The organism is Nocardia brasiliensis, from assembly GCF_011801125.1.
Classification (GTDB): domain Bacteria; phylum Actinomycetota; class Actinomycetes; order Mycobacteriales; family Mycobacteriaceae; genus Nocardia; species Nocardia brasiliensis_C.
In genome coordinates, this window is the sequence record NZ_CP046171.1 from 7,466,902 (window position 1) to 7,486,635 (window position 19,734).

General features: G+C 68.8%; 20 protein-coding genes. 8 read left to right on the forward strand and 12 right to left on the reverse strand.

Annotation, left to right across the window (positions count from 1 at the left end; all coding sequences use genetic code 11):
* Positions 1–5 precede the first annotated feature (5 nt).
* Positions 6–1,079: a fused (3R)-hydroxyacyl-ACP dehydratase subunits HadA/HadB gene (locus F5X71_RS34170; protein WP_167465686.1), complete on the forward strand. Its 1,074-nt coding sequence runs from the start codon at positions 6–8 to the stop codon at positions 1,077–1,079.
* Between the two features lie 60 nt (positions 1,080–1,139).
* Positions 1,140–1,448: an excalibur calcium-binding domain-containing protein gene (locus tag F5X71_RS34175; RefSeq protein ID WP_238815612.1), complete on the forward strand. Its 309-nt coding sequence runs from the start codon at positions 1,140–1,142 to the stop codon at positions 1,446–1,448.
* A 6-nt stretch (positions 1,449–1,454) separates the two neighbouring features.
* Here F5X71_RS34175 and F5X71_RS34180 read toward each other — a convergent pair whose 3' ends face one another.
* Together F5X71_RS34180 and fbaA are read right to left on the reverse strand one after the other, a co-directional pair.
* A complete protein-coding gene (locus F5X71_RS34180; protein ID WP_167465687.1) occupies positions 1,455–2,573 on the reverse strand; it encodes a BTAD domain-containing putative transcriptional regulator in 1,119 nt (372 codons plus the stop codon).
* A 34-nt stretch (positions 2,574–2,607) separates the two neighbouring features.
* The gene (fbaA, locus tag F5X71_RS34185; protein ID WP_167465688.1) at positions 2,608–3,642 is read right to left on the reverse strand and encodes a class II fructose-bisphosphate aldolase; all 1,035 of its coding nucleotides are present in this window, start codon (positions 3,640–3,642) and stop codon (positions 2,608–2,610) included.
* Positions 3,643–4,016: 374 nt separating this feature from the next.
* On the opposite strand from fbaA, the gene F5X71_RS34190 reads away from it, so the two are divergent.
* Together F5X71_RS34190 and F5X71_RS34195 are read left to right on the forward strand one after the other, a co-directional pair.
* Entirely contained in the window at positions 4,017–4,676 is a 660-nt protein-coding gene (locus F5X71_RS34190) for a DedA family protein (protein ID WP_238816074.1), read from the forward strand.
* Between the two features lie 52 nt (positions 4,677–4,728).
* Complete coding sequence (locus F5X71_RS34195; protein WP_167465690.1) at positions 4,729–5,379, forward strand: DedA family protein; 651 nt, start codon at positions 4,729–4,731, stop codon at positions 5,377–5,379.
* Positions 5,380–5,421: 42 nt separating this feature from the next.
* On the opposite strand, the gene F5X71_RS34200 is transcribed toward F5X71_RS34195, so the two are convergent.
* From F5X71_RS34200 to F5X71_RS34210, 3 genes are all read right to left on the reverse strand, one after another.
* Entirely contained in the window at positions 5,422–6,510 is a 1,089-nt protein-coding gene (locus F5X71_RS34200) for a glycoside hydrolase family 76 protein (RefSeq protein ID WP_167466958.1), read from the reverse strand.
* A gap of 235 nt (positions 6,511–6,745) precedes the next feature.
* A complete protein-coding gene (locus F5X71_RS34205; RefSeq protein WP_167465691.1) occupies positions 6,746–7,432 on the reverse strand; it encodes an RNA methyltransferase in 687 nt (228 codons plus the stop codon).
* A 102-nt stretch (positions 7,433–7,534) separates the two neighbouring features.
* Positions 7,535–7,873, reverse strand: a complete 339-nt coding sequence (locus F5X71_RS34210; RefSeq protein WP_167465692.1) for a DUF4190 domain-containing protein — start codon at positions 7,871–7,873, stop codon at positions 7,535–7,537.
* 91 nt (positions 7,874–7,964) lie between these two features.
* Between F5X71_RS34210 and F5X71_RS34215 the strand changes: the two genes are divergently transcribed.
* The 3 genes from F5X71_RS34215 (at position 7,965) to F5X71_RS34225 (ending at position 10,530) form a co-directional block, all read left to right on the forward strand.
* Complete coding sequence (locus tag F5X71_RS34215; RefSeq protein WP_238815613.1) at positions 7,965–9,338, forward strand: sensor histidine kinase; 1,374 nt, start codon at positions 7,965–7,967, stop codon at positions 9,336–9,338.
* Positions 9,335–9,988 carry a LuxR C-terminal-related transcriptional regulator gene (locus tag F5X71_RS34220; protein ID WP_167465694.1) on the forward strand — a complete coding sequence of 218 codons (654 nt, stop codon included), beginning with the start codon at positions 9,335–9,337 and terminating at the stop codon, positions 9,986–9,988. Before F5X71_RS34215 ends, F5X71_RS34220 begins: the two co-directional genes overlap by 4 nt.
* A gap of 95 nt (positions 9,989–10,083) precedes the next feature.
* Positions 10,084–10,530, forward strand: coding sequence for a hypothetical protein (locus F5X71_RS34225; protein ID WP_167465695.1), 447 nt, complete (start codon positions 10,084–10,086; stop codon positions 10,528–10,530).
* On the opposite strand, the gene F5X71_RS34230 is transcribed toward F5X71_RS34225, so the two are convergent.
* The 7 genes from F5X71_RS34230 to clpB all read right to left on the reverse strand — a co-directional run bounded on the left by F5X71_RS34230 (position 10,514) and on the right by clpB (position 18,455).
* A complete protein-coding gene (locus F5X71_RS34230; protein ID WP_167465696.1) occupies positions 10,514–11,224 on the reverse strand; it encodes a lysoplasmalogenase in 711 nt (236 codons plus the stop codon). The two genes, F5X71_RS34225 and F5X71_RS34230, sit on opposite strands and share 17 nt — an antisense overlap.
* Before the next feature lie 4 nt (positions 11,225–11,228).
* Positions 11,229–12,287 carry a beta-ketoacyl-ACP synthase 3 gene (locus F5X71_RS34235; protein ID WP_167465697.1) on the reverse strand — a complete coding sequence of 353 codons (1,059 nt, stop codon included), beginning with the start codon at positions 12,285–12,287 and terminating at the stop codon, positions 11,229–11,231.
* A 44-nt stretch (positions 12,288–12,331) separates the two neighbouring features.
* The gene (gene pyrE, locus F5X71_RS34240; RefSeq protein ID WP_167465698.1) at positions 12,332–12,910 is read right to left on the reverse strand and encodes an orotate phosphoribosyltransferase; all 579 of its coding nucleotides are present in this window, start codon (positions 12,908–12,910) and stop codon (positions 12,332–12,334) included.
* Between the two features lie 2 nt (positions 12,911–12,912).
* Complete coding sequence (locus F5X71_RS34245) at positions 12,913–13,725, reverse strand: SDR family NAD(P)-dependent oxidoreductase (RefSeq protein WP_167465699.1); 813 nt, start codon at positions 13,723–13,725, stop codon at positions 12,913–12,915.
* A gap of 46 nt (positions 13,726–13,771) precedes the next feature.
* On the reverse strand, positions 13,772–14,884 hold the full coding sequence (locus F5X71_RS34250) for a hypothetical protein (protein ID WP_238815614.1): 1,113 nt from the start codon (positions 14,882–14,884) through the stop codon (positions 13,772–13,774).
* Between the two features lie 77 nt (positions 14,885–14,961).
* Complete coding sequence (locus F5X71_RS34255; RefSeq protein ID WP_167465700.1) at positions 14,962–15,759, reverse strand: hypothetical protein; 798 nt, start codon at positions 15,757–15,759, stop codon at positions 14,962–14,964.
* A gap of 140 nt (positions 15,760–15,899) precedes the next feature.
* Entirely contained in the window at positions 15,900–18,455 is a 2,556-nt protein-coding gene (gene clpB / locus F5X71_RS34260; RefSeq protein ID WP_167465701.1) for an ATP-dependent chaperone ClpB, read from the reverse strand.
* Between the two features lie 266 nt (positions 18,456–18,721).
* Here clpB and F5X71_RS34265 point away from each other — a divergent pair, with 266 nt between their 5' ends.
* Complete coding sequence (locus F5X71_RS34265) at positions 18,722–19,657, forward strand: NADP-dependent oxidoreductase (RefSeq protein ID WP_167465702.1); 936 nt, start codon at positions 18,722–18,724, stop codon at positions 19,655–19,657.
* Positions 19,658–19,734 lie beyond the last annotated feature (77 nt).

Here is a 19,734-nt window from a genome sequence, read left to right on the forward strand (position 1 = left end):
GCATCATGGTCAGGGAACAAACGCTTTCGCTAGAAACCGATGGCACGCAGCAGACGGCAGCACTGGCCGGACAACGGTTCCGGGTGCGGGACCACTACGAGGTCGGCCGGGAAAAGATCCGCGAATTCGCGCGGGCGGTGCAGAACCACCACGGCGCGCATCAGCACGAATCCGAGGCGCTGCGGCTCGGCCATGAGAACGTCATCGCGCCACCGACTTTCGCCTCGGTGATCGGTTCGGCAGGCACCCGTTCCCTGCTCGAATCGGTGCTCACCGAATACGACCTGTCCCAGATCCTGCAGACCGATCAGGTTTTCCAGGCCTATCGGCCGATCTTGGCGGGCGACCGGCTCAGCAGCGAGATCCTGATCGAATCCATCCGCCAGTTCGGCGGCAACGACTTCGTCGTGGTGCGTTCGGCGCTGCTCAATCAGCACGGCGAGCTGGCCCTGATCGGCTCCACCACGATCGTGGCCCGCCGCGGTGTCGCCGTGGACCCGAACGTGGCCGAGGTGGTGGACAACATCATGATGCACGGCCAGGTGGTCGAATTCCCGAGTGCGGAAAGCGGATCGGACGACAGCTCGCCGCTGATCCCGCTCGGCGCGGGCGCACTGCCGCAGCCCGCGCCCGATCGGGTGCCCGCGCCGGTGCACACGCTGCCCGATGTCGAGCGACTAGCCACCGGAGATCAGCTCCCGCCCAAGACCTTCCGGCTGACCCGCGGCGACCTGGCCAACTACGCGGGCGTATCCGGTGACGCCAACCCGATCCACTTCAGCGATCACGCCGCCGAGTTGGTCGGCCTGCCCACGGTCGTCGCGCACGGCATGCTGACGATGGGTTTGGCGAGCAGCTACCTGACCGAATGGCTCGGCGACCCCACGGCCATCGAGAAATTCAGCGTGCGCTTCTCCGGCTTCGTCCCCGTCGCGGCGAACGCGGCGAGCACGGTCGAGTTCACCGGCCGGATCAAATCGCTCGACCCGCACGCCCGCACCGCGACGCTCGTGCTCGGCGGCACCTCGGGCGAGCGAAAGTTGTTCGGGCGCGCGCTCGCCGAGGTCCGCTTCAGCTGAACCACACGATCTGAAAAATTCACACCCCACAACCGCGCGAAATCGGCGGAGGATGGAGGCGTGAGAAATTCTGTAGTACGCCGCGCGGCTTGCGCGCTCGGCGCCGCGTGTCTGATGGGCGGCGCACTCACGCTGCTGCCGCCTGCCGCCACCGCGGCGCCCCCGACGGCCACAGCCGCTGCCGCGCGCCCGGACTCGCTGCCCAAGCACGACCCGAAGGACAGCGACAAGGACAAGAAGAAGTCACGACGGACCTACACCAACTGCGACCAGGTCCGAGCCGAAGGCGCGGGTCCGCTGTACCGCGGTGAGGGCGGCTACCAAGCCTTCCTCGACCGGGACAACGACGGTATCGCCTGCAACGAGTAGCCGGATCTATTGCGCGGCTTGGAAAGTCAGCATGGTCGCGCCGATCCGGATCCGGTCGCCGTCGGCCAGCAGTGCGCCGTTCTCGATCGGATCGTCGTTGACGTAGACGCCGTTGGCCGAGTGCAGATCCTTGATCAGCAGGCCGGCCCGGCTCGGCATGATGTGCGCGTGGTACCTGCTGGCCTTCGGGTCGTCGAGGACCAGGTCGTTGTCGGTCATCCGGCCGATGCGCAAGCCGCCCTGGGCAATCGAGACCACCCGGCCGTCGGGCAGGCGCAGCTGCCCGCTGCGCACCGCGCGCGGCGCCTCGGTGACGGTCTCGGTCATCGCCGCCGCCATCCGTTCGGCCTGGCGCAGCTCGACCGTGCTCAGCGGCTCCTGCCGCAACACCCGCTGTTCCAGCTCGGTCAGTGCTGGCCCGGGGTCGATACCGAGTTCCTCGGCGAGCACGGTGCGCACCCGCCGGCACGCGTCGAGCGCGTCGGCCTGCCTGCCCGACAGGTACAGCGCGGTGATCAGCTGGCCCCACAGCGGCTCGCGCAGCGGGTGTTCGGTGGTCATCGCGACCAACTCGCCGATCACCGATGACGCACGGCCGAGGGCGATTTCGGCATCGATGCGCGCGGAGGCCACGGCGAGGCGCTCCTCCTCCATCGCGGTGGCGAAACCGTCGGCGAACTGCAGGCCGGTGAGATCGGCCAGCGCGCGCCCGCTCCACTCGCGCTGCGCGGCACCGAACAGCTGCGCGGCCCCGGCGTGATCGCCGAGTGCGGCCGCGCGGCTGCCCGCCTCCCGCGCGGTCTCGAAACGGCCGAGATCGCACGCGGTCTCGGCCACTTCGAGCCGATAGCCAGAGGATTCCGTACGCAGCACCTGCGCCGGGTCCACACCCGAATTACGCAGCGCCTTACGAATATTCGAGACGAATACCTGCAGGCTCGCCGCGTAGGAATCGGGTGGATCCTCGTTCCACACCATGTCGGCCAGCGCGGCCGAAGAGACCGCGCGCCGTCGATTCACAGTGAGCGCGGCGAGCAACGCCCGTGGCTTGGGCCCGCCGACCGCCACCGGCTCACCGCCGACGAGCAACCGGACGGGCCCGAGCACGCGCACATCCAGACACATGAGCTGTCGAGCCCCCGGTGGGTTGATGATCGGGTCAGGCGCTGATCGACCTTCCCGCGGACTTCAGATCATTGCACGCCTCGGTGACACGCGCTGCCATCGAGGTTTCCGCCTTCTTCAGGTAGCTGCGTGGGTCGTAAACCTTCTTGTTGCCGACCTCACCATCGATCTTCAGTACACCGTCGTAATTGGTGAACATGTGGCCGCTGACCGGACGGGTGAACGCGTACTGCGTGTCGGTGTCGACGTTCATCTTCACCACGCCGTAGCGCAGCGAATCCTCGATCTCGGACTTCAGCGAGCCGGAGCCGCCGTGGAAGACGAAGTCGAACGGCTGCGCGTCCTTGGCGAGCGCGAGCTTGGCCGCGGCCACCCGCTGGCCCTCGGCCAGCACCTCGGGCTTGAGCACCACGTTGCCCGGCTTGTACACCCCGTGCACGTTGCCGAAGGTCGCGGCGAGCAGGTACTTGCCGTTCTCGCCCGCGCCGAGCGCGTCGATGGTCTTCTCGAAGTCCTCGGGCGAGGTGTAGAGCTTCTCGTTGATCTCGGCCTCGACACCGTCCTCTTCGCCGCCGACGACGCCGATCTCGACCTCGAGGATGATGTTGGCCTGCGCGCAGGCCTTCAGCAGTTCCTTGGCGATCTCGAGGTTCTCGTCGATCGGGATCGCCGAGCCGTCCCACATGTGCGACTGGAACAGCGGCGCCTGCCCCTTGGTCACCCGCTCCTGGGAGATCGCGATCAGCGGGCGGACGAAGGTGTCCAGCTTGTCCTTCGGGCAGTGGTCGGTGTGCAGCGCGATGGTGATGTCGTACTTCGCGGCAACCACGTGCGCGAACTCGGCCAGCGCGACCGCACCGGTCACCATGTCCTTCACACCCTGGCCGGAACCGAATTCCGCACCGCCGGTGGAGAACTGGATGATGCCGTCGCTGCCCGCGTCGGCGAAGCCCTTGATGGCCGCGTTGATCGTCTCCGACGAGGTGCAGTTGATGGCCGGGAAGGCGAAGGAGTGCGCTTTGGCCCGACCGAGCATCTCGGCGTAGACCTCCGGAGTCGCGATGGGCACAGTAAGACCTCCGTGTTGTTGCGGCAAAGACCTATTTTGTCAGCCACTACCCTAGGACAGCGGGGTTTCGCCTGGTATCCAGGGAGGCAGACGGAGATCGCGCGGCCGGGTACGCGCGCCGCGCGCGACCGAACGCACAGGTGACCAGGCCGTGCTCGGCACGGAACCGGCAGATGACCAGCCGGTAGTTTCGCGCACAGCGCGGGCTTTCTCAGCCGAACCCGGTACTGTGGTGCCGGTAATTGCGCCGACAGCTTGCGATGCGATGCCAAGCGATCAGGTCGGCCCAATCCAGAACAGGAGACCGCGTGATTCTGCTGGCAGCGACAGAATCGGTGACGAGCAACATCGCATTGACCCAGTTGCTCGATCCGATGTACCTGCTCACGGAGACGTGGCTGAAGAACGCGGTGCTTCCCGCCATTCTCGCGATCGTCTTCATCGAGACCGGCCTGCTCTTCCCGATCCTGCCGGGCGACTCGCTGCTGTTCACCGGCGGCCTGCTCGCGGCGTCGACCAATCCCCCGGTGTCGATCTGGCTGCTGCTGCCCGCGGTCGTCCTCGTCGCCTTCGCCGGTGACCAGTCCGGGTATTGGATCGGTCGCGGCATCGGACCCGCGCTGTTCCACAAGGAGGACACCCGCTTCTTCAAGAAGCACTACGTCACCGAGACGCACGAGTTCTTCGAGAAGCACGGGCCCAAGACCATCATCCTGGCCAGGTTCGTGCCGATCGTGCGCACGTTCATGCCGGTGCTCGCCGGTGTGTCGAAGATGGACTACCGCAAGTTCGTCGCCTTCGACATCGTCGGCGCGATCCTGTGGGGCGGCGGCGTGACGATCTGCGGCTACTTCCTCGGCAACATCGCCTTCATCCGCGACCACGTCGAGGCCATCTTCCTGCTCATCGTGCTCGTCTCGATCCTGCCCGGCATCTTCGCGGTGGCGAAGCGGCTGCTCAATCGTGGCGGCGGGGCGCCGGTGGCCGCCCCCGAAGCCGAGCTGACCGTTTCGACCAGCGAGCCGACCCGCTGAGCTCGTGTTCGCGGCGTCCTCGCCCCTAGCAGTGGGCAATTTCGATCCGCTGATGTCAGCGGGCCCCGCACTCGTCTGGACAGTGGTTCTGACCTTTGTCTTCCTCGAATGCGCTGTGATACTCGGGCTGTTTCTGCCCGGTGACTCGATGCTGATCACGGCGGGTGTGGTGATGGCCTCGCACGCCTCCGGCGAGACCCAGGTGTGGGCGCTGTCGGTGGGCACCATGGTCGCGGCCATCGCGGGCAACCAGGTCGGTTACGTCATCGGCCAGCGCACCGGACACCACCTGGTGGCCCGCAAGAACGGGCGCTACATCAACACCAGGAACCTGCAGCGGGTGGCCGAGTTACTGCAGCGGCACGGGTTCGTCGCGGTGCTCGTCGCCCGCTGGATTCCGTGGGTGCGCACGCTGTGCCCGACGGTCGCCGGCGCGGCCGGGATGGACCATCGCAAGTTCACCGTGGCGAGCACCATCGGCGCGATCATCTGGGCGCCGGTGCTGCTGTTGATCGGCTACTACGCGGGCAGCTTCCTCGACCGGGTGCCGTGGTTGATGCCGATCGTGATCGGCACGCTGGTGCTCGGCCTGATCGTGGGCACCGTGCTCGGCATCCGGCATTACCGGCAGGAGATGGCCAAGCCCGCGGAGGATTTCGATTTCGAGACCGTGCCGATCCGGGTCGTCGAAGCCGAGAGCTGACGCGTTCGCCCGCCGCGGCGAAAGGCCCAGGCGGCAGGCTCTTTACAGGCCCGCCGCGCTCACCTGGTAGGCCGCCTCCATCAACATCCAGCCGGAAAGCTGCACGGACAGATCGCGTTCGGGCACCCGGGAGGCGGTGACCGAACCGCCCGCGGTGAAGTGTCCCGCGCCAGCCGTGCCGCCGGGCAGCGTCGCCGGACGACTCCAATCGTGGCCGAACAGCGGCTCCCCCTCGACCTGCAACCGATTCGACCAGGCCGCCGTCGCCGAGGCACGCACGATCGCCGCCGCGCTACGCCGATCGGCCGCCCGCGCCTCGTCGTCGCCGGGCAGCATCAGCGCGACCAGCGCGAGGTAGCGGGCCAGAATGCCGTTGAACAGGCCGCCGTCGCCGCCACCGCCGCCGTTGATGACGCCGCGGGTCGTCATGTGCTCCTCGACCGCGCCGAGCAGCCGATGCACGCGCTCGGTGTGCCGCGGCTCGCCGGTGTGCATGGCGAGCTCGGTCTCCACCGCGAGCACCACGCCCTGGCAGTAGGTGAACACCGGACGCTCGATCTCGCCGCCGGGCAGATGGATGCCGTCGAGGATCAGCCCGGACTCCGGATCGCGCAGCGTCGCGTCCAGCCAGTCGGCCATGTCCTGGGCGCGCTGCTGCCGCCCGAGCCGCAGCAGCGCGATCGCGGCCGGGCCGTTGGCGGGCGCGTTGTAGTAGTCCGAGGCGATCCGCCACGGTAGGCCGCCGCCGACCTCCGGGTTCCAACCCTCGTAGAGCGGCTTCTCCAAGGCGAGCAGCCCGCCGCGTACCTCGGTGACGCCCGCGATCCGTTCCGCGCGCTCCAGCGCGATCGCCAGCCAGGCCATGTCGTCGTAGTACCGGTTGGTCCAGCCGGTGAGATTGCGGATCCGATGCGATCGCGCGATCGCGGCGATCCGCTTGCGGCGCACCGGGGTCGGCGTGCGGTTCGCGGCGTCCACCGCACAGTCGATCAGATGCGCCTGCCACCAGTAGTGCCAGGACCCGAACACCCGCTCCCGCCGCGTGGCGGGCCAGCCGACCACACCGAGCTGGGTACCGGGTAGCCCCCACAGCGGGCGCAGATGCCGGGAGATGATCGCGGATTCGGCCATGTCGGCGCGCTCGGACCAGACCGCGGCGGTCGCGACGGCGTCCCGGCCTGCCCGCGCGCGGTCCACCGGTGACTGTGCTGGCGCGTGCTGCGGGTCCTCGGCCTTCCGCGTCGTCATGCGTCAATGGTGCCAGTCTGGAACGGTTTTACGCGCCCGATTTGTTACAAAGACGATGCTCGAACGACACTGCGCGTGAATTCCCCGCCGAATTCCCAGGTCTGGGTTATAGGCCGGGTCACCAGGCGTCGGCGAGATCGGCATGGCGCCGGATCCAGGCGTGCATGGCGATCCCCGCGGCGACACCCGCGTTGATGCTGCGGGTCGAGCCGAATTGCGCGATCGAAACCGTCATCGCCGCGGCCGCTTTCGCGTCGGCGGTGACCCCGGGGCCCTCCTGCCCGAACAACAGCAGGCACTCGCGCGGCAGTTCCGCGGTCTCCAACGGGATCGAGCCGGGGACGTTGTCCACGGCCACCACGGTCAGCCCGGCACGCGCCGCGTACTCGAACAGCTCGGCGACCGACGCGTGGTGCTCGATGTGCTGATAGCGATCGGTGACCATGGCGCCGCGCCGATTCCAGCGTTTGCGCCCGACGATGTGCACGGCCGCGGCCGCGAAGGCGTTGGCGGTACGCACGACCGTGCCGATGTTCGCGTCGTGCCCGAAGTTCTCGATCGCCACGTGGAACGGATGCCTGCGCCGGTCGATGTCGGCGACGATCGCCTCGCGCGTCCAGTAGCGGTAGGCATCGACCACGTTGCGGCGATCACCCGCCGCCAGTAGTTCGGCGTCGAGCCGGGGATCCCGCGGTGGCGGCTCGGCGTGCTCGTCGGACCACGGCCCTACCCCGTGCGGGTGTTCCCCCCACTCGGTGGGCCCCGGTGGGTCCTGCTCCGCCGCGTCCGGCACTGCGTGATTCACTCCGCCGATGCTAAGCCCTGGCTCACGAGTCCGGCCGCACGCGTCCGCGGTCCGGCTCGCCTCATGAGCCAGGGCCCTGATTCCGGGCGAGAGACGCCCGGCTCAGTAGCTGGAGCTCGATCCCGCCCAGACGCCCGCCAGGCCGAGGACCAGGAACAGCACGAAGAACAGGATGCCGAGGATGATCAGCACCGAGGAGATGATGCCGCACACATAGCCGACCATGACGTTGGAACGGCCGCCGAGCGCACCGCCGGACGCGTCGATCTCGTTGAGCGCGCGCTTGCCCATCACCCAGGCCACCGGGCCGAGGATCTGGCAGAAGACCAGGCCGAGAATGCCGAGGATCAGGATCGTGGTGGCCTGCGGGTGATCCGGCGGCGGTCCGTAGGCCCCGTAGGCTGGATAGCCGTATGGCGGCTGCTGCGGCGGGTAGCTCATCAGCAGGATGGTAATGGGTGTGGCTGGCTACACCCCACATTCGGCGGTCAGCTCCATCGAATCGAGACGCCGTGCCGACAACCATGGAGCCATGACCGAGACACATGCCGAACCGACGCTGGTACTCGACCCGATGACCGGGAAAACCGGGTCGTCCGTCGCGCAGCCGCTCCGCGCCATCCTGAGCGCGCCGTTCCGGGCGCGCTTCTGGAAAGAGCTCGTCTACGTCTTCACCGCGTTCGTCCTCGGCTGCCTCGCCGTGGGGTACATGTACGTGGCGTGGGGCGGCGGTCTACTGATCGCCCTCACCGTCATCGGCCTGCCCATCCTCGCGTTGGCCCTGCTCGGCGGCCGGATCTGGGGCCGGATCCACCGGGCGCTCGCCAAGGATCTGCTCGGCGCGCAGCTGACGCCACCGTCCCCGTTCGCCCCGGCGCCGGGCGTCATCGGCTTCCTCAGGAGCGCGTTCACCGATCAGGCCAGCTGGCGGGTCGCGCTGTTCCTGCTCGCCCAGGCCGTGCTCGGCGCCGGCGTCGGATACCTGGTGCTGACCGTGGTCGCCATGACGGTGTTCGTCGCGCTCTCCCCGATCCCGTGGGTCTTGTTCGATCCGGTCAACATCGATGCCGATGGTGTCGAACGTCATTCGCTCGCCCAGTTCGGTGACTTCTATATCGACACGTGGCCGCGGGTGCTCGGCTTCGCGCTGCTCGGTGTGCTCGGCTGCTTCGCGCTGCCCTGGCTGGTGCGCGCGGTCTGCTGGCTGCAGCGGCTGCTGGCCATGGCGCTGCTGACCGCCACGGCCCGCGATCGGCGGATCATCGAACTCCAGCAGGGCAGGCAGGCCGCGGTCGACGACTCCACCGCCACCCTGCGCAGGCTCGAGCGCGACCTGCACGACGGCACCCAGGCCAGGCTGGTCACCATCGCCATGGCGCTCGGGCGGGCGGAGGCGCGCCTGGACGCGGGCGGTGATCCGCGTGACCTGATCGCCGACGCGCACGCCTCGTCCAAGGAGGCGCTGACCGAACTGCGCGAACTGGTGCGCGGAATCCATCCGCCCGCACTGGAACTCGGCCTCGGCCCGGCGCTGGAAACGCTGACCGCGCGCTGCTCGGTGCCGACCGAACTGCGGGTGCACCTGCCGCAGCGGCCCAGCCCTGCGGTCGAGGCCATCGCCTACTTCTCCGTCGCGGAATTGCTCACCAACGTGGTCAAACACGCGGGTGCGAGCCGCGCCTGGGTCTCGGTGCTGCCGCACGACGCGCACACCATCGCGATCACCGTGCGGGACAACGGCACCGGCGGTGTACTGCAACCTTCCGATGGCCGAATCGCCTCGGGCAGTGGGCTTTCCGGTCTGGCCGCGCGGGCACGCACGGTGGACGGCTCGCTGACCGTGCAGAGCCCCACCGGGGGTCCGACCGTCATCACCATCCTGCTACCGAAGGAGGGCTCGCGATGACCGGGTCACTACGCGTCGTGATCGCCGAGGACAGCGCGATTCTGCGCGACGGGCTGGCCGGGCTGCTGACCGAACGCGGCCACGAGGTGGTCGCGATGGTCGGCGACGCGACGACGCTGAGCGACGTGGTCGGCACGCACAACCCCGACGTTGCGGTGGTCGACGTGCGCATGCCGCCGAGCTTCACCGACGAGGGCCTGCTCGCCGCCATCGAACTGCGCCGCAAATATCCGATGACCGGCGTGCTCGCCTTCTCGCAATGGGTCGAAACCCGCTATGCCACCGAACTTCTCGCCGGTGGCGCGAGCGGCGTCGGTTACCTGCTGAAGGACCGGGTCGCCGACGTCCGCGATTTCGTCGACGCCCTGCACCGGGTCGCCACCGGCGGCACCGCGCTCGACCCGGAGGTGGTGAGCCAATTGATGGGCGCATCCAAGCAACAGGATTCGCTGACCCGCCTCACGCCGCGCGAGCGGGAGGTGCTCGAGCTGATGGCCCAGGGACTGTCCAACAACGCCATCGCGACCAGCCTCACCGTCACCGAACGCGCCGTCGAGAAGCACATCGGCAACATCTTCACCAAACTCGATCTCCCGCCCTCGGACACCCACCACCGCCGCGTGCTCGCGGTACTGCGCCTCAAGGGCTGACCCCTACCGCCGCGGCCCGTATCGAGGCCGATCCACGCACGTCAGCGCCCGTGCGGGCCTATCATGGAGGTCGAACAGTCGGGGTGGAGGCTGGTATGGACCACGGGCGGATATTGCGCACGGTGCTCGGTGTCACCGCCGGATATCTGCTGCTGCTCGGCCTGTGGCTGGGCTGGCTGGTCCAGCACACCCCGCCGGGCACGCTGCCGTACCAGATCGTCGCGCTGGTAGGGCTTTTCGGCACCTGCCTCGGCATCGGCATGATGCTGGCCGCCCGCCCGTCCAAGGCGGACCGGCGGCTGTGGCGACACGGCCTGGAGGGGTGGGCCACCGTGCACGGCGTGCATCCGTTGCGCCTCACCGATCATCACAGCGAGCTGACCGAACTGGATCTCGAGCTCACCGTGCCCGGGTCGCAAACCTACCGGGGCACCATCGTTTTCGACGTCACCCCGGCGGACAAGCCGAAACTCGCAGTGGGCGAGACGATTTCGATCCGGGTGGACCCGGCGAACCGGGACCGGATCATCGTGGTGCTGTGAGCGGCGCCGATCGGGCGTGCGCGGCCGGATCGGCGAGCAGGAACTGGGCCCCGGCATAGGTGGCCAGAATGACGCCCTCGGTGCACCGCCTGCTGCGCACACCGCGCGCGAACAGCCTGCGCAGCACGATCAGACCGTCGGAGAGGGTGAACAGCAGCGCGCCGACGCCGAGCCGGCTGCGCGGGTCTGCGTTCGGAATATTAACGCCCGCAATGTTTTTCGCACCGTCCGCGAGCGCGGGATCGGAGGCCAGCACGCCCGCGGCACCCAGGGTCGCGCCGTAGGCGGTCAGCGGTAACGCGACAGCAGGCGCCTTGGCCCGCAGCAGGACGGCGGCCGCGAGCCAGGCCACCAACCGCGGCCCGGCGACGGCCACGCGCGGGCGCGCGCCCTTACGCCACCACAGGGCGGTGTACCCGGCCTGCATCACCGCGAACGACGAGGCCCCCGCGATCAGGCGCCGGTCGTCGTCGGGATCGATGAGCAGCACGTCGCCGAGCGTCGCCGCACCGAGCGAGCCGAGCAGCACCGTGCGATCGGCCGGGTCGAGCGCCGCGCCACCGCGCGCGACATCGGCCGCCAGCAGCGGCATCAACAGCGGCTTCGCGAGCCACTGCGCCCGCTCGCGGCCGGTCACCGCGCCGTACACGGTGACGGCGGCCGCGGCCAGGTAGCAGGCCCGAAACACCCGCATCGGCTCAGAAACTCGGCTCGATCGGCTTCGGCGGCAGGGTGACGACCTGCCCCGCGTAGCTCAGGCCAGCGCCGAACCCGAGCAGCAGCGCCAGCTGGCCGCCCTTCGCCTTGCCGGTGACCAGCATTTCCTCCATGGCCAGCGGAATGGACGCGGCCGAGGTGTTGCCGGTGTTCTCGATGTCGTTGGCCATCGGGATATCGTCGGCCAGGCCCAGGTTCTTCTTCATCAGCTCGTTGATCCGCGCGTTGGCCTGGTGCGGGATGAACACCTCGATGTCCTCCTTGGCCACCCCGGACACCTCGAGCGCAGTGGACAGCGCCCGCGGCAAAGTGACGGCGGCCCAACGGAATACCCGCGGGCCCTCCATCCGCAGCGACATCCGGCCGATCGGTTCGACGGCCGGATCGGTGCCCTGCATCGCCTGGGCCTTCTCCATGTAGTCGAGGAAGTTCACGTCCTGGGCGATCGCGGCGGCGTTCTCGCCGTCGCTGCCCCACACCGTCGGCGAGATGCCGTTCTCCTCGCTCGGCCCGATCACCACCGCGCCCGCGCCGTCACCGAAGATCATCGCGGTGCCGCGGTCGGTGGGGTCGAGGCCGACCGTCATGGTCTCGGCGCCGATCAGCAGCACGTAGTCGGCCGAGCCCGCCCTGATCAGATCGGCGGCGACACCGAGCCCGTAGCCGAAACCGCCGCAGCCCGAGGTCAGGTCGAACGCCGGGATGCCGTTGATGCCCAGGTCGTGCGCGATGGACGGGGCGCCGTGCGGGGTGAGCATCAGCCAGCTCGACGTGGCGAGGATCAGCGCACCGATCTTCGACCGGTCGATGCCGCTGTTCACCAGAGCGCGTTCGCCCGCCGCGGCCGCGATCGACCGCAGCGTCTCGTCACCGCTGATCCAGCGGCGGTTGCGAATGCCGGTGCGGTCGTAGATCCACTCAGGATTGGAGTCCAGTACCTCGCATACGTCGGCGTTGCTGACGATGCGCTCCGGGCGATAGGCGCCGATACCGAGCATCGCAACGTTGTCGCGACTCTTGTTGATTGCAATGCTCACCACTGAAGATGACCCTTCACCTTTTGCAAACTAGACCGCTGTCCAGGCTAGCTCAGCGCCAAATCCTTCAGTCCGAGGATGGAGCGGTACTCCAGCCCCTCGGCGGCGATCACCTGATCAGCACCGGTTTCCCGGTCCACCACGGTGGCGACGCCGACCACCGTCGCGCCCGCGTCCCGCAGCGCGCGCACCGCCGTGAGCGGGGAGTTTCCGGTGGTCGTCGTGTCCTCGACGACCAGCACCCGCTTGCCGACAACGTCGGGCCCCTCGATCTGGCGCTGCATGCCGTGCGCCTTCGCGGCCTTGCGCACCACGAACGCGTCGATCGGGCGGCCCGGCGCGTGCATGACCGCGAACGCGACCGGGTCGGCGCCCATGGTCAGTCCGCCGACGGCGTCGAAGTCCCAGTCGGCGACCAGCTCGCGCAGCAGCTTGCCGATCAGCGGCCCGGCGTCGTGGTGCAGCGTCGCCCGGCGCAGGTCGACGTAGTAGTCGGCCTCCTTGCCCGAAGAGAGGGTGACCCGGCCGTGCACCACGGCGAGCTCGCGCACCAGCGCGGCCAATCTGTCCCGGTCGGAACCGGCGGTACCGAGCGCCGATTCGTTGGTGGTTGCCTCGTCGATCATTCCTAAGTCCTTCCGCGTGCGTTGAACAAGCCGCGATTCAGTCGGGCCGCCAGGTTTCGCGGGATCACTCCGGCGACGGTGGTAAGCGCTTTGTACTGCACGCCGGGCACACTGAGCACCCGGCCTTTCTCCAGATCACGCAGCGAGCAGGCCACCACCTGGTCGACGCTGAGCCACCAGGCTTTCGGCAGCGACGACTTATCGATGCCGGCTCGCTCATGGAATTCGGTGCGCACGAATCCCGGGCACAGGGCCTGGACCCGGACACCCGTTCCGGCCAGTCCACCTGCCAACCCTTCCGTGAAGGATACGACGTAGGACTTGGCCGCCGAATACGTCGATCCGCGTCCGGGGATCACCCCGGCCACGCTGGCCAGATTGATCACCGAGCCGTTCGCCGCCGCGATCATCGCGGGCAGCGCGGCCCTGGTGAATTGCACCACCGCGGTGATGTTGACATCCACCTCGGCCTGCAGTTCCTCGGGCGGCAGCGTCCAGAACTGCTCGGCGTGCGCGAAACCCGCGTTGTTGACCAGGAATTCGACGCCGACGCGCAGCCTTGCCACCACCCGTTCCCGGGCCGCCGGGCTGGTCAGATCGGTGACGAGCACCTCGCAGCGGGTGCCGAAGCGATGCTGCAGCGCGTTGGCGAGGGTCACCAGCCGCTGTTCGTCGCGGGCGACGAGCACCAGGTCGTAGCCGAGTGAGGCGAGTCGCATCGCATAGCCGTGCCCGATGCCCGAGGTCGGTCCGGTGATCAACGCCACGGGCCTGGTCGCGCCGGGCAGGCGCGGTGGCACGGGGTGTTCGGTCATCGGCGCTCGGTCGGACGGACGGCGGTCACCCTGCCGACACGGCCGGTCACTGCGGCACAGGTCCCTGGTACGGACGGAAGCCGGGGTGGAACGGGCCACCCGGCGGTTCGGCCGCGCGCTCGTCCTCGCGCGGCGCCTGCCGCTCGGGCTGCTCGTCGGCCCAGTCGTCGGTGTACTCCTCGCGCGGCGCAGGCGACCAGGTGTCGCGCGGCGCGGGCGACCACTCCTCGACGGCCTCGGGCTCGTCCCGCAGCCGCGGCTCGTCGCGCACCCTGGTGCGCGCGTCCGGCACCACGGCGAGCGAGGGGCGGCGCGGCGGTTCCGGCTCGTGCGGGGTGGACAGCGGGGCGCGCTCGTCGAAGCCCCCGTCGTAATCCTGTTCGACGAAGGGCGATTCGTCGTAGTCGTCGTCCTTGCGCAGCCGCGGCGGCTGCACGCGGGCGGCGCCGACGGGTTCGTCGAGGTCTTCGTCGTCGAGTTCCTCCGCGCGGCCACGACCGCGCGGACGCGGGCGGCCAGGATCGTGGTCGCCGCTGTCGAAGCGCGGCTCGCTCACCGGCGGCAGCACGTGCAGCAGGCCGGACAGGCGCAGCACCGCGTCGATCGAGGTCTCCCATTCGCGCGAGGAGGTACCCACCGACAACATGCCCAGCGTCCAGTTGCCTTCACTCCACAGCATCTGCACGGTGTCGGACAGCGTCTCGATGAACGCGACCATCCGCTGATCCACGGCGTGCCTGGCGATCTCGGGGTTGGTCGCGAAGACCACCCGGTCCCCGATCGCGCCGAGCAACTCCAGGTCGGCGTCCTTGGGCGGTGAGGCCGTCTTGAGCCGCATGTCCACGTCGATGTCCGAACCGATCTGGCGACGCACCGCGATCAGCGTCGCGGCGTCTTCCAGATCGAAGAGCACGAACTTCTCGCCCTTGCGAATTCCGGACACCACATCGACCGCGGACAGGTAGCCCAGCTTGGCCAGCGCGCCACGGCGCCAGGTCGATGGGAGCGCGGGCTCCACCGAGACATAGGTGTACCCCTGGGATTTCGCCCAGACCTGCCGCGCGTGACCGGTCCGCTGCCGCTGGATCCGATCGAAATACAGCAGCACGATCGCACCCACGAGTGCGATCGCCGCCAAGCCGAACCACATTGCCGTCATCGCCGTCTAGCCTAATGGAAGCGGCCGGAGGCGGTCCGTTCTCGGCCGCGCGCCGAGCCGTGTGAAAGCGAGCCGGTTCATCTCGGGCCTCCGGGAAGCGACGTGCTGATGATGACCTTGGCGTGAATCGTCCCGTCTGATCCCTTGTCGCCCTGGATCAGCACGATATCGCCTTTGGGCAGGTCGGCGACCTTCGTGCCGGACACCGAGATCACCTGGGTGTCCGCGTCGGTGTGCACCGTGACCGTGGCGTTGGTCAGCGTGCTGACGGTGAGGGTGCCGCCGTCGTTGGCGACGACGGTGCCCATGGTGGTGCCGAGCGCATCGATACCGGGCAGCCCCGGCATGCTGGGCAGCACGGTCGGCGCGGGCCTGCCGGTGCGCGGCGGCGCTGGCGTCCGGTTGGCCGTCGGCAGCGCCGAGCTGTTCGCGGCAGCCGACGATTCGGAGTCCCTGCCGCTCAGCACCACTCCCGCGACCACGCCCGCCGCACCGACCAGCAGCACGAGACCGAGCACGAGCGCGATCCACAGCCCGGTGTTGCGCCGCGGCGGCTCCGGCGGCATGCCGAGACCGGGCGGCACGGGACCGCCCGGCGGCGCGTCGACCGGCGCGGCGGCCCACTGGTTGCCGTAGGTGCTCTCGTAGCCACCCCATTGATTGTCGGCGGGCGGGAACTCGCGGGTCGCGTTCGGCGGGGGCGCTGACCACGGCTCGAACTGCTCGGTCGCCGGATACGCCGAGGGCGCGCCGGACCCGTACGCCTCGGAATACTCCGTGGTGTGCAGCGGCTGCTCGAACCCGGACTTGCCCGCCAGGTACTCGGTCGGCGCATCCTCCGGCCGCTGCCCCCACGGATCGTTCGGGTTGGTCATGGACTCCAGGTTAGGCGTAACCCGGCCCATGCCGCGGGCATGCGCGACAGGAATTCGGGCTTCATCCGGATAACAGTGTCAGGGCCCCGGCCTACGGCGCCATCGGCCCGACCGGACCGATGGCGCCGGCGCCGCGCGCCTTACTTGCCGACGATGAGCCCGTCACCGTTGGGCATCACCGTCACCTTCACCGTGTCCCCGTCGGCGATCTCGCCCGCCAGCAGTTCCTTGGCGAGGGTGTCGCCGATCGCCTGCTGCACCAGCCTGCGCAGCGGACGCGCACCGTAGACCGGGTCGTAGCCGCGAACGGCGAGCCAGAACCGGGCCGAGTCGCTCACGTCCAGCGTCAGCCTGCGCTGCGCGAGCCGCTTCTGCAGCTGATCGAGCTGGATGTCGACGATGTGCTCCAACTGCTCCTCGTCGAGCGCGTGGAACATCACCACATCGTCGAGGCGGTTGAGGAACTCCGGCTTGAACGCCGAGCGCACCGCGTTCATCACGAACTCGCGATCGCCGCCCGCACCGAGGTTGGAGGTCAGGATCAGGATGGTGTTGCGGAAGTCCACCGTGCGACCCTGGCCGTCGGTGAGCCGTCCCTCGTCGAGCACGGCGAGCAGGATGTCGAACACATCCGGGTGCGCCTTCTCGATCTCGTCGAACAGCACCACCGTGTACGGCCTGCGGCGCACCGCCTCGGTCAGCTGGCCGCCCTGGTCGTAACCGACGTATCCGGGCGGAGCGCCGACCAGCCTGGCCACCGCGTGCTTCTCGCTGTACTCGCTCATGTCGATCCGGACCATGGCGCGCTCGTCGTCGAACAGGAAGTCCGCCAGCGCTTTCGCCAGCTCCGTCTTACCGACACCGGTGGGGCCGACGAACATGAACGAGCCGGTCGGCCGGTTCGGGTCCGCGACGCCGGCGCGCGCCCGGCGCACCGCGTCCGACACCGCCTGCACCGCTTCGGCCTGACCGACCACGCGCTTGCCGAGCTCCTGCTCCATCCGCAGCAGCTTCTGTGTCTCGCCCTCGAGCAGCCTGCCCACCGGGATGCCGGTCCACGCGGCGACCACCTCGGCGATATCGTCCGGGCCCACTTCCTCTTTCAGCATCACATCGCCGTCGCCCGCCGCCTTCGACGTCCGCTCGGCCTCGGCCAGCTGCTGCTCCAGCTCCGGAATGTCCTTGTACCGCAGCTTGGACACCTTCTCCAGGTCGCCCTCGCGGTCGGCGCGCTCCTCCTCGCCGCGCAGCACCTCCAGTTCCTTCTTCAGGACCTGGACCTGATCGATCGCCTTCTTCTCGTTCTGCCAGCGGGTGGTCAGCTGGTTGAGTTCCTCACGGGCGTCGGCCAATTCGGAACGCAGCTTCTCCAGGCGCTGCTTGGAGGCCTCGTCGGTCTCCTTGGTCAGCGCCAGCTCCTCGATCTCCAGCCGGCGCACCGCGCGCTCGATCTGATCGATTTCCACCGGGCGGGAATCGATTTCCATCTTCAACCGGGACGCGGACTCGTCGACCAGGTCGATCGCCTTGTCCGGCAGGAACCGCGAGGTGATGTAGCGGTCGCTGAGGCTGGCCGCGGCGACCAGCGCGGAGTCGGTGATCCGCACGCCGTGGTGGTTCTCGTAGCGCTCCTTGAGTCCGCGCAGGATGCCGATGGTGTCCTCCACCGACGGCTCCCCGACCAGCACCTGCTGGAAGCGGCGCTCCAGGGCGGCGTCCTTCTCGATGTGCTTGCGGTACTCCTCCAGCGTGGTCGCGCCGACCAGGCGCAGTTCACCGCGGGCCAGCATCGGCTTGATCATGTTGCCCGCGTCCATCGCGGACTCGCCCGTCGCGCCTGCGCCGACGATGGTGTGCAGCTCGTCGATGAACGTGATGATCTGTCCCGCACTGTTTTTGATGTCCTCGAGCACGGCCTTGAGCCGCTCCTCGAACTCGCCGCGGTACTTGGCGCCCGCGACCATCGCACCGAGGTCGAGCGACACCACGGACTTGCCGCGCAACGACTCCGGCACGTCACCGGCGACGATGCGCTGCGCGAGCCCCTCGACGATGGCGGTCTTGCCGACGCCGGGTTCGCCGATGAGCACCGGGTTGTTCTTGGTGCGCCGGCTCAAAACCTGGACCACGCGGCGGATCTCGGCGTCGCGCCCGATCACCGGATCGAGCTTGCCCTCCTGCGCGGCCGCGGTGAGGTCGGTGGAGTACTTCTCCAGCGCCTGATAGCTGCCCTCGGGTTCCGGGCTGGTCACCCGCGCGCTACCGCGCACGGCGGTGAATGCCTCGCGCAGCGCGTCGGCGTTCGCGCCGTACTTCACCAGCAGCATCGTCACATCGGAGTCGCCCTTGGCCAGGCCGACCATGACATGCTCGGTGGAGACGTACTCGTCCCCGAGCTCGGTGGCCAGCTGCTGGGCGGCGGTGATCGCGGCCAGTGCCTCGCGGCCGAGCTGCGGTGTCGTGGTGGCGCCGCTCGCCTTGGGCAGCCGCTCCACGATGTCCTGGGCCTCGCGCCGGACCGACGCCGGGTCGACGCCGACAGCCTTCAGCAGCGGGGCGGCGATGCCGTCGGTCTGATCCAGCAACGCCACCAGCAAATGGGCCGGACGAATCTCCGGATTGCCCGCGGCGGAGGCCGCCTGCAACGCGGCGGTCAGGGCCGCCTGGGTTTTGGTGGTGGGATTGAACGAGTCCACAAGTCACCTTCCTGCTAGTCGATGTGGCGGCCGCGGAGCCTGATCCGCACGAAACCCTTCGCACGGCTCCGTGCCGTTCCTTACGTCCAACGTCGGAAAGGTTGAGTCTGTTCCGCTCAAGTTCAGTTCTTTTCCCGTGCGAGGAAACGGTACGCCGCGACACCCGTCATTGCGATGAATCACAGCGTCTCGGGGGTGTGGATGCCTACGATGAACCTGGCCGTTAGTTGATGCATCACTCTTCACCCGACCGAGGGAGCGAATGCATGCGCGCGATCGTCGTACGGAAGTTCGGAGCGACACCCGAGTTGGTCGACATGCCGGTGCCCGAGCCGGGCCCGGGCGCCGTCCGGGTGCAAATCGAGGCGGCGGGGGTCAACCCGTTCGACGCGAAAATGGCCGACGGCATCCTGGACGGCAAAATGCCGCACGACTTTCCGATGATCCTCGGCGTCGACGGCGCGGGCACGGTCGCCGCGGTCGGGCCGGGGGTGAGCCGCTTTGCCGTCGGCGACCGGGTGGTCGGCAAGTTCCTCACCCCGCCCGCCGGGCACGGCGCCTTCGCTGAGTTCGCGGTGGCCCCGGAAAACAGCGTCCTGGTGCCGATCCCCGACTGCGTGCCGACCGCGACCGCCGCCGCGGTGCCGACCGCGGGCGTCACCGCGCAGGATCTGGTGGACGCCACCGAGATCGAGCCGGACCAGACGGTGCTCGTCGTCGGCGCCACCGGCGGCGTCGGCTCGTTCCTGGTCCAGCTGGCGAACATGGCGGGAGCACAGGTCATCGCCACCGCGCGGGCCGCCGTCACGGATCAGATGACCAGGCTCGGGGCGGCACAGACCGTCGACTACACCGACGGATCGATCCGCGCGCAGGTCGCCGCCGCGCACCCCGATGGCATCGACGTGCTCTACGACCTGGTCAGCCCGCCCGCGGCGCTGGATGACCTCATCGGACTGGTGCGCCCCGGCGGGGCCGTGTACTCCACCATCTGGTCCACCGACGAGAACGCGCTGCGGGCCAAGGGACTGCGCGGTGGCAACCTCCAATCCACCGGCGGCGCAGCCGAATTGGCACGGTTGCTGAGCCGGGTCGCCGAGGGCGACGTGGTGGTGCCGATCGATGCGACCCACCCGCTCGCCGACGGGGTGAATCTGCTCGGCGCCGCCGGTGCCCGCGGCAAAACTGTCCTGGCGATCTGAGTACTCTCGATACCGGCATCGCCCTGCCGACAAGGCGCGAACGCCATGATGTGATTTCGGCATCAAGGCCGTAACAG